We start from the raw sequence: 15375 nt of genomic DNA on the forward strand, positions 1-15375 counted from the left end.
TCACAAATCACAATATATCAACGATTTTACACAAAATATCGATTTACCGATAAAGAGCCGTTCCAAAACATCTTTGGAACAGCTCCCTACATATATCTACTCGTTATATCTCACCGGCTCATTCCGAATAATGAACAAATGAATCGGCAAGAAAATCGAAAACGTGATTGTATGAATAATTGTAAATAATATAGAGTTCGTTCCGTATCTGTCTAAAATAGCGTAGATGAGATAAATGGACAACACAATCGATACAGCTGTTGCTAGTAAACTTATAATTGGTACGAAATTAAAAATGAAACATGCGACATATATGCCGAATACTTTCCACCCTGCTTCTTCTTTTAAGAAATCTGGTAATTTGTCTTTTGCCAAGTCACCCCACGTCTTACTATTTAAAAAAGGAATAAAAGCAAGAACACCATCCGTCGCCCCATCATTTTTCGCCATCGTATAAAGTGCAAAAGCCGTTAACAAATACGAAATAATTGCCCAAATTAATATAACAACAATAAACGCAAAACTAAGAGCAAAGAAACCTGCTAGTACGCTTTGATCTTCCATCTTATCCTCTCCTCTCTACTCTCAACATATTTCATTACATTGCAAGTTATGTTTTAAAATTCACCCAAACTCTCTGTATAATAAAATAAGAAAGATAATAAGAGAGGAGAACGTACTTATGCATCCATTTGTAAAAGCATTACAAGAGCACTTCACAGCAAATCAAAACCCAGAAAAAGCAGAACCAATGGCACGTTATATGAAAAATCACTTCCCGTTTCTCGGTATTCAAACACCTGAAAGAAGACAATTATTGAAAGACGTTATTCAAATACATACTCTCCCAGATAAAAAAGACTTCCAAATTATCGTACGTGAGCTTTGGGATTTACCAGAACGTGAATTTCAGGCTGCTGCACTTGATATTATGCAAAAATATAAAAAGCATATAAACGAAACTCATATCCCATTTCTAGAAGAACTTATTGTCACAAAATCTTGGTGGGACTCTGTTGATAGCATTGTCCCTACATTTTTAGGCAATATCTTTTTAAAACATCCAGAATTAATTTCCGCATATATTCCAAAGTGGATTGCATCAGATAACATATGGTTACAACGTGCCGCAATTTTATTCCAGCTAAAATATAAACAAAAGATGGATGAAGAACTTCTTTTCTGGATTATCGGACAACTACATTCTTCAAAAGAATTTTTCATTCAAAAAGCAATTGGCTGGGTCCTTCGTGAATATGCAAAAACAAAGCCAGATGTAGTATGGGAATACGTTCAAACTAACGAGCTTGCTTCACTTAGTAAACGTGAAGCAATTAAACACATTAAACAAAACTACGGAATAAATAATGAAAAAATAGGCGAGACTCTATCATAGATAGACACGTTCCTCTATTGAGATTTAAAAAAGAACGTGTTAGAATATGTTCATTATTATTAATATAAGTAGCGATGACGGACTTATAAGTACTTGCACAAAAAGCGATTTGGGGATAGTGAAAGCCTGAAGCCGCAAGGAAACGGCAGTCTCGAGCAATACATTATAAAGTGGATGCGCATTTTGTGCATCAACTAGGGTGGAACCGCGGGCAAACGCTCGTCCCTAGGCAAATAAGCCTTGGGATGAGCGTTTTTTTATGTTTTTTTAAAGCATATACTGCTCGTTTCACAAGTACCAGAGTACGTCATCGCAAATACGTTAACTTTCAAAAGGAGGATTTTATTATGTATTCAATGGAACAAGTTGTAAACTTAGCGAAACATCGCGGTTTCGTTTTCCCTGGTTCTGAAATTTACGGTGGTCTTGCAAACACATGGGATTACGGTCCACTTGGAATAGAATTAAAAAATAACGTTAAAAAAGCTTGGTGGAAAAAGTTCATTCAAGAATCTCCACACAACGTTGGTTTAGATGCAGCTATTTTAATGAACCCAAAAACTTGGATCGCTTCTGGTCACGTTGGTAACTTCAACGATCCAATGATCGACTGTAAAAAATGTAAAGCTCGTCACCGTGCTGACAAATTAATTGAAGATGCATTAGATGCAAAAGGCATCGAAATGGTTGTTGATGGTCTTACTTTCGACCAAATGGCTGACTTAATGAAAGAACATGAAGTAAAATGTCCTGATTGCGGTAGTGAAGAGTTCACTGAAATCCGTCAGTTCAACTTAATGTTCAAAACATTCCAAGGTGTTACAGAGTCTAGCACAAACGAAATTTTCCTTCGTCCTGAAACAGCACAAGGTATTTTCGTAAACTTTAAAAACGTACAACGCTCTATGCGTAAAAAGCTTCCATTTGGTATCGGCCAAATCGGTAAAAGTTTCCGTAACGAAATCACACCTGGTAACTTCACATTCCGTACACGTGAATTCGAACAAATGGAACTTGAATTCTTCTGTAAGCCTGGTGAAGATTTAGAGTGGTTCGCATTCTGGCGTGAAACTTGTAAGAACTGGTTACTTTCACTTGGTATGCACGAAGAAAGCATGCGTCTTCGTGACCACGGTGAAGAGGAATTATCTCACTACAGTAACGCAACAACTGATATTGAATTCAGATTCCCATTCGGTTGGGGCGAACTATGGGGCGTTGCATCACGTACAGACTTCGACTTAAAACGTCACATGGAACACTCTAACGAAGACTTTAACTATATCGATCCACAAACGAATGAGCGTTACGTGCCGTACTGCATCGAGCCATCTCTAGGTGCTGACCGCGTAACATTAGCGTTCTTATGTGATGCATATGAAGAAGAGCAATTAGAAAACGATTCTCGTACAGTTCTTCGTTTCCACCCTGCTTTAGCACCATACAAAGCAGCGATCTTACCATTATCTAAAAAGCTATCTGAAGGTGCTACTGAGGTATTCGCAGAACTAGCTAAAGACTTCATGGTAGACTTTGACGAAACTGGTTCTATCGGTAAACGTTACCGTCGTCAAGACGAAATCGGTACACCATTCTGTATCACATACGACTTCGACTCAGTTGAAGACAAAGCTGTTACAGTACGTGACCGTGACACAATGGAACAAGTTCGTATGCCAATTAGCGAATTAAAAGGTTTCTTAGAGAAGAAAATCCAGTTCTAATTATAAAAAAAGAGGCTGCTCATAAGAGCTGCCTCTTTTTTATTTTTCACGTTTTTCTTTAATTGCTACTGTACATCTTGAAATACATAATAAATCGTCGTTTTCATCAATGATACGAATATCCCAAACCATCGTTGAATGCCCTCTATGTATCGGTGTACCAATCGCTGTTACAATTCCATCTTTCTTTGAACGAATATGATTTGCATTAATTTCTAAACCAAAACAAATACATTTCTCTTGATCAATTAAATTGTATGAACCAACGCTTGCTACCGTTTCTGCTAATGCAAGAGATGCACCACCGTGTAAAAATCCAAATGGCTGGTGCGTGCGCTCATCAACAGGCATCGTAGCAACCACCTTATCTTCTGTCATCTCTAACAACTCAATTCCAAGCGAATCCATTAAAGTTTTTGACATATCGTTTCCCCCTTTTCCTCACTTTTAATTAAATGTATATTTTTACCTATTTACTTTCAAACTACCTATAACACTTATATAAGGAGGTTTCACCTAAATGAAACAGAAATTTTATATACTATTGCTTATGTTCTCCTTGCTGACTATTGTACCAAATTGTGCACTAGCAGCCAAAGCATCTAACCTGACAATCGATGTTCAGACTGTAACGCAAAAAGGTAAGAAACCTTATATAGAATATCAAATTAATAGGCCTTCCTTTCACAACTTTTCTGACTCAAAATTTCAAAATAAGCTGAATTCCTATTACAAAAACTCTACTGCCAAATTTAAAAGTAAATTAGAAAAAGAAGCGAAGAAATATTATAAAGAAACAGAAGGATCTAGTACACCTTTCCATCCATACGTTGCAAATGTTGACTATAAAGTAGCTTTAAACAAACGACCTTTTCTAAGTCTATATGTGAATTACTATCAATATACAGGCGGAGCGCATGGGCTTTATACGTGGAAAGCACATACATTTGATTTAAACGAAAAAAAATTATTACACTTAGACGATTTATTTCAACAAGAAGATAAATATAAAGAAGTAATCCGTGCTGAGATTGTAAGACAAATTAAACAAAATGAAGGCATTTATTTTCCTGATGCAGTCGAAAAAGTAACGAGCACAAAAAAGTTTCATTATTTTTTAGAACCAGATAATCTTGTGATTTATTTCCCTTTATATGAGATTGCTCCTTATTCAAGCGGAATCCCGCAATTTCATATTCCATATACGTTGCTAAGAGACTACTTAAAGCCTTCTTATCAAAATATTTTGATTGACAACAAGTAAATATTTTCGCTACGATAATGTTAACCTAAAAACAACAGGAGGTTAACATTATGAGAAGATTTCATGTTTTAGATTTAGCATTAGCTGCCATGTTCGTCGCTCTTATGGCTATTGGTGCAAATATTGTATCTTGGGCACCATTCCTGCAAGTGGCGGGCATCCCATTATCTATGCAACCATTTTTCGCAATTTTAGCAGGGCTTCTTCTTGGAAGTAGACTTGGCGCATTATCAATGACTGTTTACATGCTTGTTGGAGTAGCAGGTGCACCAATCTTCGCTAACTTCAAAGCTGGATTTGGAGCACTTTTAGATCCTACTGGTGGTTTTATTATTGCATTTATTATCGTTGCTTACGTATCAGGAAAAATAGTAGAACAAAAAGAACGACCAACATTCAGCACCTTTGCATTTGCTTCGTTCACAGGAATCATTTTAACGTATATTATCGGTACTACTTACATGTACGGGGCAGTCAATATTTTCATGGGTGGTAATATGAGTTATAAAGCTGCATGGATGATTATGATGTGGTTCGCAGTAAAAGATATTGCATTTACAATTATCGGCGCTATTATCGCACCTCGTATATACTATGCTGTACGTCGCTCGGCTTATCAGCATTCTCATTCGACGATTTCATAAGAAAAAGGAGTTGTTCCAGTAGGAACAACTCCTTTTTTATATTAAGACTCTTGATTCGTTTGCTCTTCTAAAATTTTCTTCATCATTGTGACCATGTCATCGCGTAATTCTGGGTGTTGCAGAGCCATTTCAATTGTCGTTTGAACGAATCCTAACTTTTCACCTACGTCGTAGCGTTTTCCTTCGAAGTCGTAAGCAAATACACGTTGAATTTCATTTAAGCTTTGAATTGCATCCGTTAACTGAATTTCGCCACCCGCTCCAACTTGTTGCTGTTCCAAGAACATAAAGATTTCAGGAGTTAAAATGTAACGTCCCATAATCGCTAAGTTTGAAGGCGCAGTACCTTGCGCTGGTTTTTCAACGAATTTACGAACTTGATAACGACGTCCCTCTTGCTCTAACGGATCAATAATTCCATAGCGATGTGTTTCTGCTTCAGGAACAGTTTGCACACCAATAACAGAAGAAAGTGTTTTGTCATACTCGTCCATTAGTTGACGTAAACATGGTGTTTCAGCTTGAACGATATCATCGCCTAATAATACTGCAAACGGCTCATCACCAATGAATTTACGCGCACACCAAACAGCATGTCCTAATCCTTTTGGTTCTTTTTGACGAATGTAATGGATATCTACCATTTTAGAAGAGGCTTGTACTTTTTCAAGTAACTCATACTTTTTCTTCTCTAATAAGTTTTGCTCTAATTCAAATGCATTATCGAAATGATCTTCGATAGAGCGCTTTCCTTTACCAGTAACGATAATAATATCTTCGATGCCTGATTTTACTGCTTCTTCTACGATGTATTGAATTGTTGGTTTATCTACAATTGGAAGCATTTCTTTTGGCATTGCTTTCGTTGCTGGTAAAAAGCGTGTTCCTAATCCCGCTGCCGGAATAATTGCTTTTCTCACTTTTTTCATGACAAATACCCTCGCTTTTCATTCTAATTCTTTTAGTAAGGTGCAAATTTATAACATTATCTCTTAATAATCCTCTACATCATACAAAACTATAAGAAAAGAGGAGGCCGTTCTCCGTTCTCCCCTTTTCCTATCAGTAGTACTCTATTCTATTATAAACGATTCATAATATCTTCTTTAATAGTAAGTAACTTTTGTTCACTATTTTGTAAAGAATCATCTTGTACACCAAAGTAGAATTTAATTTTCGGCTCTGTTCCAGATGGACGTAAGCAGAACCAAGAACCATCTTCTAATTGATATTTTAACACATTTGATTTCGGTAAGTGAATCTCTTCCTTATTTCCATCTTGTAACGTTGTAATGATGCTTTCCTTATAATCCTCAACTGCAACGACTGTTAAACCAGCCACTTCTTTCGGAGGATTCCCGCGGAATGTTGCCATCATCTTTTGAATCTGTTCAGCACCGTCTTTTCCTTTTAACGTTAACGATACAAGATCTTCACGGAAGAAACCGTACTTCTTAAATACTTCTAACAGACCATCATATAACGTTTTACCTTGTGATTTATAGTACGCAGCTACTTCACATGCGAATAGAACAGATTGCACCGCATCTTTATCACGACAGAATGGACGGATTAAATAACCGTAGCTTTCCTCATAACCGAATTGGAATTCATATTGTCCGCTTTCTTCATACTGTTTAATTTTTTCACCGATAAATTTAAATCCAGTTAACGTATCAACTGTATCTAAACCGTATGCTTTTGCGATTGTACGGCCAATTTCAGACGTTACGATTGTTTTTAAAACAACACCATTTTCTAGAAGTGTTCCGTTTTCTTTCTTTTGTGATAATAAGTAATCAAGCATTAACGCACCTGTTTGGTTACCAGTTAACACTTGGAACTCACCATCGTGATTGCGAACTGCTACACCTAGACGGTCTGCATCAGGATCTGTTGCGATTAACACGTCTGCGCCTACTTTTTCACCGTCGCGAATTGCATACTCAAACGCTGCATGCTCTTCTGGGTTTGGTGATTTTACTGTAGAGAAGTTTGGATCTGGTAACTCTTGCTCTTTTACAACCGTCACATCTGTAAATCCAACTTCTTCTAAACCACGGCGTACCGAAATATTTGATGTTCCATGTAATGGCGTAAAGACGATTTTTAAATCTTTTCCTACTTCTTTCACCATCTCTTTATTAATAATGACATTGTTCAATTCTGCTGCATATGCATCATCTACTTCTTGTCCAATAATATGTAATAAACCGTCAGCTTTTAATTGCTCCACATCAGCTACTTCAACTGTTAATTCATCTTCTACTGCATTTACGTAACTAATTAACTCATCAGCTTCTTTTGGAGGCAATTGTCCACCATCGTCACCATATACTTTATAACCATTATATTCAGGCGGATTATGGCTTGCCGTAAGAACGATTCCACTTACTGTATGTAAATAACGAACTGCGAAAGAAAGCACTGGCGTTGGACGTAAGCTTTCAAACACATATGTTGTGATACCGTGTGCACCTAGTGTAGCGGCTACTTCCATTGCAAATTCAGGTGATTTATGACGAGAATCATACGCTACAACAACACCACGTTTCTTCGCTTCTTCACCTAATTTTTCAATAAATTTCGCTAATCCTTGTGTCGCTTTACGAACTGTATATACATTTAATCGGTTCGTACCAGCACCAAGTTCACCACGCATACCACCTGTACCGAACTCTAAATTTTTATAAAAGCTATCCTCAATTTTCTTCTCATCTTGCTTCATGTTTTCTAGCTGTTTTTTTAATTCTGCATCTAATTCTGCATATGAAAGCCAGCGACTAAATTCTTGTTTCCAATCCATACTTCTATCTCCTCCCGCTTGTCATACCTTTATTATATGAAAAAAACAACCTGTACCTCAATATTTTATAAAATCTAGCAGGATTTTACTAGGAATATTTGTATACACTATGATTAAATACTCCACCAAAGGGAATGAGGATTATGCAAGAATGGGGCTTGTCAGAAGAGCTCAAAATACAAACAAAACAAATGATTGAAATTGCTGAAAAAGAATTATCAATTATGAGACAGGCAATTGATAAAGAAGATGAATGCATTTTATGCAAAATGGAAGATATTCATCACATGTTAGCAAATGTACAAACATTGGCAGCTACATACTATATTCAGGCTTATTTATCACCTTATACGGAAAGCTCACAGTTTATCACAAGAGCTGTCCAACATTTAAGCGCCCGAAAGCACGGTGCTCTAATCGTTGTAGAGCGAAACGAGACACTTGAATCTTTCATTCAAACTGGAACAACATTAAATGCTCATTTAACCGCACCGTTACTTGAATCAATTTTTTACCCAGGTAACCCTCTTCATGATGGAGCCATTCTAGTGAAAAATAATCATATTGTCTCAGCTGCTAATATTCTTCCGTTAACGAAAAGTACAGATATTGATCCTGAGCTAGGAACACGTCACAGGGCAGCAATTGGCTTATCAGAAAAAAGTGATGCACTTATATTAGTTGTCTCTGAAGAAACAGGTCGCACTTCATTCGCTTTAAATGGGACCTTATATACGATTTCTTTATAAGACGAATCCTTCACTATGTAACACTTTTTTTGAACAGTACAATAATAAATGAATGATATCGACTTACCGAAAAAATTGACAATAATCGTACCACGTCAATAATAAAAGGCTGCCTCAAAAAATTGAGACAGCCCTTTTCAAAAATTATTCTTCTCCGAAACGTTCAACAAGTGTTGCAAGTGTACGAACCATTGCACCTGTTGCTCCAGATGGCCCTAAATCATGCGCTCCTGTTGTTTCAGATGTTCCAGCGATATCTAAGTGTACCCATGGTGTGTCTTCAGCGAATTCACCTAGGAATGTCCCAGCCATAACCGCATGTCCTTCACGACCTGGTGAGTTATTTAAATCAGCAAATTTACTGTTTTTGACACGTTCTTTATCGCGCTCGAAAATCGGTAATTGCCAAATTGGCTCATCCGTTTCCATTGATGCTTCTAATACTTGTTCAAACAACTCTTCATTATTTGTCATCGCGCCTGTTGTATGATTTCCAAGCGCAACAATTACACCACCTGTTAATGTTGCAACATCAACTAAGTAATTTGCACCAAGCTTCTTCGCATACGTAATACCGTCAGCTAACGCTAGACGACCTTCTGCATCTGTATTTAATACTTCGATTGTTTTTCCGCTCATAGATGTAATCACATCATCTGGCTTGAATGCAGTACCACTTACAACGTTATCCGTTGATGGAATTACAGCGATAACATTTTGCTCTGGGCGAAGTTCACCGATAATTTCCATCGCACCAAGAACAGCTGCCGCACCGCCCATATCACCTTTCATACCAACCATGCCTTCACGTGGTTTTAAAGAGTAGCCGCCTGTATCGTATGTAATCCCTTTTCCAACGAATCCAATTACATCTGTCCACTCTTCTTTTCCTTTATAAATAAGAGCGATCATTTTCGGTGGCTCTGTACTACCTTGGTTTACTGCAAGTAATGCACCCATACCAAGATCTTCCATTTCTTCTTTCTCAAGAACTTTATAATCCATATCATACTTTTCCGCTAATTCAACCGCATACTCAGCAAGCTTTGTCGCTGTTAATACGTTTGGCGGCATATTTACAAGTGTACGAGCTGAATTCGTTGCACGTCCATGTACGTATCCTACTGTTAATGCAGCTTCAACTTCTTGTGCATCTTCCGCTGTAATAGCCGTAAACTTCTCTAACTCTACACGATCCTTTTTATCTGTTTTATACGTTTGTAATTCATATGTACCAAGACCTTGTACTTCTGCCGCAATATGAGCTACATCAATCGCATCTAATTTATCTGTCACGAAAGAATCAAGTAAGATAGCTGCATCTTGTACTTTTGCTGCTTGTAACGCTTTAAACGCCTTACCAAGAGCCGCACGTAACGTTTCCGTTGTATATGATTCTTTCTTACCTAAGCCAACGAAATAATAACGTTTCACATTTGTTTTTCCTAAACTATGTACTTTTGAAATGGCTTTTTTCTTAGTTGAAAGTTCTTTTTCTTCTAATAAAAATTGTAATTGTCCTTCAAACGCTTTGTCCAGTTCTTGTACAAAACTACTCGTTTTCTCTTCTTCAAATAAGGCAACAATTACCGCTTCATGGCTTGCTAATTCTTTTTGTACTTGAAACATGTTCAAACCCCCTAAATTTCTTTACTCTACGCCTATTATAACTTTATTTTCGATAAAATGCGACAATTCTAACTTCTAATATAATGAAATAAGACAAGAAAAAAGTCTAGTGTTATTACCACTAGACTATCTTTGTTTTAAATATTGACCTCGAAACACTTGCATCGTTTCGTCTTCATTTAACATCGTTAACTCTTCTTCTGTAAACTTACCATTTCCTATTTTCACTACGTATACATTTACCTTTTTCTTACCCCATTGGCTATAAACATCTTTCACCGTATCATAATATAGATCAAGACGGTTTCCTTTTATAGCGCCGCCCTTATCAGCAACAACACCGTATCCGTAATCTGGCACGAATAGAATCGTTCCGATCGGGAATACGCGTAAATCCGCAGCGATTGTGGAATATAAATCCCGTTTCGCTTTAACACCTGAATATGTAATACCATACTCCGGATGTCCCGGGCTCTTACCAGTTGACTCTATGCCTGATGTATAACCAGTTGCAGTCATTTCTATAACACGATATTTAGACCAGTCATTTGCCTGTTCTAAAGCATTTATCACTTCTTTACTCGGAGCAACTTTTTTCCCAATTTCTGCTGCATGTACTTCTTTTGCACTTGTTTCTTCATATGGTTTTATAATCTCTAATAAAGAAACTCCTGTGAAAGCCTTCCATGTTACGCATAATGCGAATGCAAGTAAACAAGTCATCATAATGCGAATACAATATCGTTTTAACATTTTTATATTCCACACTCCTTCATCGTTAATCATTCCCTATACGATGAAGGAATATGCAAAAAAATAATCTCCAAATTGATTGGAGATTAAAACATTTGATATCCACTTTTCCGAAGTTTCTTAATTACGATTCCCGCTAAAGCAGCACCTACTAATCCAGTAGATAGAATAAACATATCTGCTTGTCCTAAATGCGATACACTTGTCCCAAATGAAGAAAATGTTTCTTTTGGCTTTGAAAAATAATCCCACACACTCGCTTTATTAATAATAAGCATACAAACAATTGGATACACAATAACCATTACCCACGTAGCCCGCAAAATCATGTTGAGTAAAAATCCAATTCCAAAAAACAAAATAAAGAATAACATCATTGAAATAAGTAGTACCGGTATACTCACTTCTTCTCCCTCTCCTTCGCATGCGCCGTAAATACGTGATAGGCTGTATAACCAAATTGCTCTCCTGGATTTAATGTTTTGTCCATTTCAAGATGCAATTCTGATCTTCCTTCTAGCAAATATTTAATAAGTACAGACGTATTCGGATCGTCAGCAATGTTATCTGGATGTAAGAACGCCACTTCAGACAATTCCTTCTCCTGTACAATAATGTTTTCCCCTTCAGGCTCCAAAAGGAAAATAATCATATTATCACTAATCTCATTACGAATAACGCCCGATCGAATACCAATAATCCCCTTCACCTGAGCGACAATACCTGTCTCTTCTAACACTTCACGTTTCACAGCTTCATCAACTGTCTCACCTTCATTTACAAAACCAGCCGGTAAAGACCATTTCCCCTTTAATCCACTGTATTTCTTCTTAACAAATAGCCACCTGCCATCTTTTGTTGCTACTAGGCCACTAACAGCTAACCATACTTTCCCTCTTTTCTCCATGATGTAATAACCTCCTCCACCAGAACGGACAGAATATTCTTTCTTTTTTATATATTATACTATATTCTTAATACGAAAAAAGCAGAAACAGCTCTTAGCCGTTTCTGCTTTTTCTACTATATATTAAAAGAACTTCAATTTACCTTTTTTAAGAACCAATAAAGGTCCACCTAATAAGAATAGGTAACGGTTATCGATTACTTTCTTCATGAAGGAAGCTTTCCAACCTGTTAATTTTTTACCCATAACAACGCCCATTGCATCGTCATGACCTAATGAACATACAGATCCTTTATTGTCGAATGCGAATTTTTTCATTTCGCCCCTGCCACGAACTAACACAGTTAAGTTGTGAGCAATGTTGTAACCTTGCTGAATTGCGATTTGTGCTGTTGGTGGGTATGGACGGTTAATTTCTTCGTTAATGATTAACGCTGCGTCACCAACCATGAATACCTCTTCGTATCCTGGAGCGTGCATATACTCATCAACTTTAACGCGGCCGCGCATTGCTTCAAAGCCAGATTCTTCTACAATACCATTACCACGAACACCTGCAGCCCAAACTACTGTTTCAGACTTCAGTAATTCAGTGTCATCACCGTTCGCAACGATAATACCTTCTTCAGTTGCTTCTTTAATTGCTGTACCAATGCGGAATTCTACGCCTTTTTTCTCAAGTTGTTTCACAGCGTATTCTACTAATGCTGGATCGAAACCAGGAAGTGCTGTTGGAGCAGCTTCTACACAGATAATACGAGCTTTTTCACGTGGTACATTGTACTCTTTGCAAAGTTCTGGAACACGGTTTGCAAGTTCACCTACGTACTCGATACCAGTAAATCCAGCACCACCAACAACGATTGTAACTAACTCATCGCGTTGTTCAGTTGCATATTTAGCGAAACTAGCTTCCATATGCTCACGAATTTGACGAGTTGCATTAATGTTAGCGATTGAGAATGCATGCTCTTTTAATCCTGTAATTCCGAATGTTTCTGATTCGAAACCAAGACCGATTACTAAGTAATCATACTCTAATTCGCTGTCTTTTAAGATAATGCGTTTTTCAGCAGCTTTAATTTCTACTACTGTATCTTGTACAAAGTTCACTTTATTTGTATCGATAACGTCTTGAATATCTAGACAGATTTTTTCATCTTGTAATGTACCAGCTGCGCTCTCGTGTAACCAAGTCGCTTGGTAGTGATAGCTGTTGTTGTTTACTAACGTAATTTCAGCTTCATTTACAGATAATGCTTTTTGCAGACGAACAGTCGTAATCATCCCGCCATAACCTGCACCTAAAACTACGATTTTTGGAGTCTTCACCAAATCACAACCCTTTTCTTTATATAATAGTAATAAAAAATAGTACCAAGTACTAAAAACTCTATTTGTCAAGAATGTGGAATTTATCACATTCTATATCGTAACAAAACGCAGTCAAAAAATCGTACGAAATTTGTCATAGAAATTTAACATAATACTTCCCTATATTAGTCGGTTTTATTCCAGAATTCAAGCACCTAGCGAATTATCAATATTTTAAAATAACATAGCGTTTTCAAGGGTTTTTCAGCCTTTTTTTCATGTATTTTCCTTTCCTTATATTTTATACAATTAAAAAAACATCCATGCGAAAACTTACACACAATTCAGTCGTTTTCAGAAGTATTATGAACTCAAATATGCTATCATTTATTTGAAAGTGTCATCATTTGCAGGATTTTCGTGTACATATGAACAATATATGAAATCAATATCAAAATTCCATCTATAGGGGGAATGAAAGTGGCAGAAAATCAAAAAGTTTACGACATAACAATTATTGGTGGTGGTCCAACAGGACTGTTCACAGCATTTTATGGCGGTATGAGACAAGCAAGTGTAAAAATCATTGAAAGCTTACCTCAACTTGGAGGACAATTATCCGCACTCTACCCTGAAAAATACATTTATGATGTAGCTGGATTTCCAAAAGTGCGCGCACAAGAATTAGTTGATAACTTAAAAGAGCAAATGAAGAAGTTTGATCCAACCGTTTGTTTAGAAGAAGCTGTTGATACGCTTGAGAAACAAGCTGACGGTATATTTAAACTTGTTACGAATAAGCAAACTCACTATTCTAAATCAGTTATTATTACCGCTGGCAATGGTGCTTTCCAACCACGCCGCTTAGAATTAGAAGGTACAGCAAAATATGAAAAGAAAAACTTACATTATTTCATTGATGATATGAATAAATTTGCTGGTAAGCGCGTCGTAGTATTTGGCGGCGGCGACTCAGCGGTTGATTGGACAATGATGTTAGAGCCGATCGCTGACAAAGTTACAATCGTTCATCGACGTGATAAATTCCGTGCGCATGAACATAGCGTAGAAAGCTTAATGAATTCTCGTGCAGAAGTAAGCACACCGTACGTTCCAGTAGAACTCATTGGTGATGACAAGATTGAACAAGTCGTTCTTCAGCACGTAAAAACGGAAGAAAAACTTATCATCGATGTTGATGACGTAATCGTAAACTACGGCTTCGTTTCTTCTCTTGGTCCAATTAAAAACTGGGGCTTAGACATTCAAAAGAACAGCATCCTCGTGAATTCAAAAATGGAAACAAATATTCCTGGCATTTATGCTGCCGGTGACATTTGTACATATGAAGGAAAAGTAAAACTCATTGCTTGCGGCTTTGGTGAAGCACCGACAGCAGTAAATAATGCAAAAGCTTACTTCGATCCAAACGCAAAACTCCAACCAATGCATAGCTCAAGTATGTTTTAATATAGAAATGAAAAGAACTCCTTTTACATGAAAGGAGTTCTTTTCATTTAGAGATTCCTAATCGAAATTCCTCCTTTTCCTAAATAAAATACATTTCAACTTAATAAAAAACACTGCTCTCTTCCAAAATATGTTACAATAAAAACAGAACGTATGTTTCATCCAATAAAGGGAGGTTATATTAATGAAAGAACCGATTATCGTAACAAAAGAAGCTTTCCAAGCAATCGGTGTCTCTATTACGACGACAAACGAAAAAGAGGCATCTACTGAAGGAGAAATTCCAAAGCTTTGGAATCGCTACTTCCAAGAACAAATCATGCATCAAATTCCAAATCAACAAACAAAAGAAACATTCGCCTTCTATTCAAACTACGAATCGGATGAAACCGGTACATATCAATTTACTATTGGCATGCCTGTTTCTTCATTAGAAGACACTCCTGAAAATATGACAACTTTAACAATACCTGCCGCTACGTATGCGGTATTTACAACGAGAAAAGGCCCTGTGTCTGAAGTCGTGTGCGAGGCTTGGGAATATATTTGGCAATGGTCGAAAGAAAACAAACGCGCTTTTACAACAGATTTCGAACTGTATGATGAAAAAGCAACGGATCCAAATAACGTACAATTGGATATTTATATTGCTTTAGCTTAAAAAAAGATGCCCTTCGGCATCTTTTTTTGTCGTTAAATAGCCACTGTGCAAATCCAAC

The 15375-nt window shown here is 37.0% G+C and carries 16 protein-coding genes; 7 read left to right on the plus strand and 9 right to left on the minus strand.

Annotated elements, in window-relative coordinates:
• Positions 1 to 96: 96 nt before the first annotated feature.
• Positions 97 to 564: a hypothetical protein gene (locus MRBLBA3_RS03260; protein ID WP_363379730.1), complete on the minus strand. Its 468-nt coding sequence runs from the start codon at positions 562 to 564 to the stop codon at positions 97 to 99.
• A gap of 118 nt (positions 565 to 682) precedes the next feature.
• On the opposite strand from MRBLBA3_RS03260, the gene MRBLBA3_RS03265 reads away from it, so the two are divergent.
• Both MRBLBA3_RS03265 and MRBLBA3_RS03270 read left to right on the plus strand, forming a co-directional pair.
• Positions 683 to 1396 (plus strand): DNA alkylation repair protein, encoded by a 714-nt coding sequence (locus MRBLBA3_RS03265; protein ID WP_044740545.1) that lies wholly within the window; start codon positions 683 to 685, stop codon positions 1394 to 1396.
• A 347-nt stretch (positions 1397 to 1743) separates the two neighbouring features.
• Positions 1744 to 3120, plus strand: a complete 1377-nt coding sequence (locus MRBLBA3_RS03270; RefSeq protein WP_128281981.1) for a glycine--tRNA ligase — start codon at positions 1744 to 1746, stop codon at positions 3118 to 3120.
• A 39-nt stretch (positions 3121 to 3159) separates the two neighbouring features.
• On the opposite strand, the gene MRBLBA3_RS03275 is transcribed toward MRBLBA3_RS03270, so the two are convergent.
• A complete protein-coding gene (locus MRBLBA3_RS03275; protein ID WP_000047694.1) occupies positions 3160 to 3543 on the minus strand; it encodes a hotdog fold thioesterase in 384 nt (127 codons plus the stop codon).
• A gap of 97 nt (positions 3544 to 3640) precedes the next feature.
• Here MRBLBA3_RS03275 and MRBLBA3_RS03280 point away from each other — a divergent pair, with 97 nt between their 5' ends.
• Together MRBLBA3_RS03280 and MRBLBA3_RS03285 are read left to right on the plus strand one after the other, a co-directional pair.
• The gene (locus MRBLBA3_RS03280) at positions 3641 to 4384 is read left to right on the plus strand and encodes a DUF3298 and DUF4163 domain-containing protein (RefSeq protein WP_000810380.1); all 744 of its coding nucleotides are present in this window, start codon (positions 3641 to 3643) and stop codon (positions 4382 to 4384) included.
• 50 nt (positions 4385 to 4434) lie between these two features.
• The gene (locus MRBLBA3_RS03285) at positions 4435 to 5028 is read left to right on the plus strand and encodes a biotin transporter BioY (RefSeq protein ID WP_363379733.1); all 594 of its coding nucleotides are present in this window, start codon (positions 4435 to 4437) and stop codon (positions 5026 to 5028) included.
• 41 nt (positions 5029 to 5069) lie between these two features.
• On the opposite strand, the gene galU is transcribed toward MRBLBA3_RS03285, so the two are convergent.
• Both galU and MRBLBA3_RS03295 read right to left on the minus strand, forming a co-directional pair.
• On the minus strand, positions 5070 to 5957 hold the full coding sequence (gene galU, locus MRBLBA3_RS03290; RefSeq protein ID WP_363379735.1) for a UTP--glucose-1-phosphate uridylyltransferase GalU: 888 nt from the start codon (positions 5955 to 5957) through the stop codon (positions 5070 to 5072).
• Between the two features lie 152 nt (positions 5958 to 6109).
• The gene (locus MRBLBA3_RS03295) at positions 6110 to 7834 is read right to left on the minus strand and encodes a phospho-sugar mutase (protein WP_363379736.1); all 1725 of its coding nucleotides are present in this window, start codon (positions 7832 to 7834) and stop codon (positions 6110 to 6112) included.
• A 143-nt stretch (positions 7835 to 7977) separates the two neighbouring features.
• Between MRBLBA3_RS03295 and cdaS the strand changes: the two genes are divergently transcribed.
• A complete protein-coding gene (gene cdaS, locus MRBLBA3_RS03300; RefSeq protein ID WP_001158736.1) occupies positions 7978 to 8583 on the plus strand; it encodes a sporulation-specific diadenylate cyclase CdaS in 606 nt (201 codons plus the stop codon).
• Positions 8584 to 8727: 144 nt separating this feature from the next.
• On the opposite strand, the gene pepA is transcribed toward cdaS, so the two are convergent.
• The 5 genes from pepA to MRBLBA3_RS03325 all read right to left on the minus strand — a co-directional run bounded on the left by pepA (position 8728) and on the right by MRBLBA3_RS03325 (position 13204).
• Entirely contained in the window at positions 8728 to 10212 is a 1485-nt protein-coding gene (pepA, locus tag MRBLBA3_RS03305; RefSeq protein ID WP_000487971.1) for a cytosol aminopeptidase, read from the minus strand.
• Between the two features lie 126 nt (positions 10213 to 10338).
• Positions 10339 to 10965 carry a 3D domain-containing protein gene (locus MRBLBA3_RS03310; RefSeq protein WP_002094369.1) on the minus strand — a complete coding sequence of 209 codons (627 nt, stop codon included), beginning with the start codon at positions 10963 to 10965 and terminating at the stop codon, positions 10339 to 10341.
• 86 nt (positions 10966 to 11051) lie between these two features.
• Positions 11052 to 11369 (minus strand): YuiB family protein, encoded by a 318-nt coding sequence (locus MRBLBA3_RS03315; protein ID WP_000027018.1) that lies wholly within the window; start codon positions 11367 to 11369, stop codon positions 11052 to 11054.
• Complete coding sequence (locus MRBLBA3_RS03320; protein WP_363379739.1) at positions 11366 to 11872, minus strand: NUDIX hydrolase; 507 nt, start codon at positions 11870 to 11872, stop codon at positions 11366 to 11368. Before MRBLBA3_RS03320 ends, MRBLBA3_RS03315 begins: the two co-directional genes overlap by 4 nt.
• Before the next feature lie 123 nt (positions 11873 to 11995).
• Positions 11996 to 13204 (minus strand): NAD(P)/FAD-dependent oxidoreductase, encoded by a 1209-nt coding sequence (locus MRBLBA3_RS03325; protein WP_212088365.1) that lies wholly within the window; start codon positions 13202 to 13204, stop codon positions 11996 to 11998.
• A 462-nt stretch (positions 13205 to 13666) separates the two neighbouring features.
• Here MRBLBA3_RS03325 and MRBLBA3_RS03330 point away from each other — a divergent pair, with 462 nt between their 5' ends.
• The gene (locus MRBLBA3_RS03330; protein ID WP_212088366.1) at positions 13667 to 14656 is read left to right on the plus strand and encodes an NAD(P)/FAD-dependent oxidoreductase; all 990 of its coding nucleotides are present in this window, start codon (positions 13667 to 13669) and stop codon (positions 14654 to 14656) included.
• A gap of 184 nt (positions 14657 to 14840) precedes the next feature.
• Positions 14841 to 15317, plus strand: coding sequence for a GyrI-like domain-containing protein (locus MRBLBA3_RS03335; protein ID WP_363379742.1), 477 nt, complete (start codon positions 14841 to 14843; stop codon positions 15315 to 15317).
• Positions 15318 to 15375 lie beyond the last annotated feature (58 nt).

It is taken from the genome of Bacillus sp. LBA3-1-1.1 (assembly GCF_040676495.1).
GTDB classification, from domain to species: Bacteria; Bacillota; Bacilli; order Bacillales; family Bacillaceae_G; genus Bacillus_A; species Bacillus_A nitratireducens.

Bases quoted from the DNA above. Each gene is read 5' to 3' on its own strand.
- MRBLBA3_RS03335 (WP_363379742.1), top strand. From the start codon at position 14,841: ATGAAAGAACCGATTATCGTAACAAAAGAAGCTTTCCAAGCAATCGGT.
- MRBLBA3_RS03280 (WP_000810380.1), top strand. From the start codon at position 3,641: ATGAAACAGAAATTTTATATACTATTGCTTATGTTCTCCTTGCTGACT.
- MRBLBA3_RS03260 (WP_363379730.1), bottom strand. From the start codon at position 564: ATGGAAGATCAAAGCGTACTAGCAGGTTTCTTTGCTCTTAGTTTTGCG.
- MRBLBA3_RS03270 (WP_128281981.1), top strand. From the start codon at position 1,744: ATGTATTCAATGGAACAAGTTGTAAACTTAGCGAAACATCGCGGTTTC.
- cdaS (WP_001158736.1), top strand. From the start codon at position 7,978: ATGCAAGAATGGGGCTTGTCAGAAGAGCTCAAAATACAAACAAAACAA.
- pepA (WP_000487971.1), bottom strand. From the start codon at position 10,212: ATGTTTCAAGTACAAAAAGAATTAGCAAGCCATGAAGCGGTAATTGTT.
- MRBLBA3_RS03295 (WP_363379736.1), bottom strand. From the start codon at position 7,834: ATGGATTGGAAACAAGAATTTAGTCGCTGGCTTTCATATGCAGAATTA.
- MRBLBA3_RS03320 (WP_363379739.1), bottom strand. From the start codon at position 11,872: ATGGAGAAAAGAGGGAAAGTATGGTTAGCTGTTAGTGGCCTAGTAGCA.
- MRBLBA3_RS03310 (WP_002094369.1), bottom strand. From the start codon at position 10,965: ATGTTAAAACGATATTGTATTCGCATTATGATGACTTGTTTACTTGCA.
- MRBLBA3_RS03275 (WP_000047694.1), bottom strand. From the start codon at position 3,543: ATGTCAAAAACTTTAATGGATTCGCTTGGAATTGAGTTGTTAGAGATG.
- MRBLBA3_RS03265 (WP_044740545.1), top strand. From the start codon at position 683: ATGCATCCATTTGTAAAAGCATTACAAGAGCACTTCACAGCAAATCAA.
- galU (WP_363379735.1), bottom strand. From the start codon at position 5,957: ATGAAAAAAGTGAGAAAAGCAATTATTCCGGCAGCGGGATTAGGAACA.
- MRBLBA3_RS03285 (WP_363379733.1), top strand. From the start codon at position 4,435: ATGAGAAGATTTCATGTTTTAGATTTAGCATTAGCTGCCATGTTCGTC.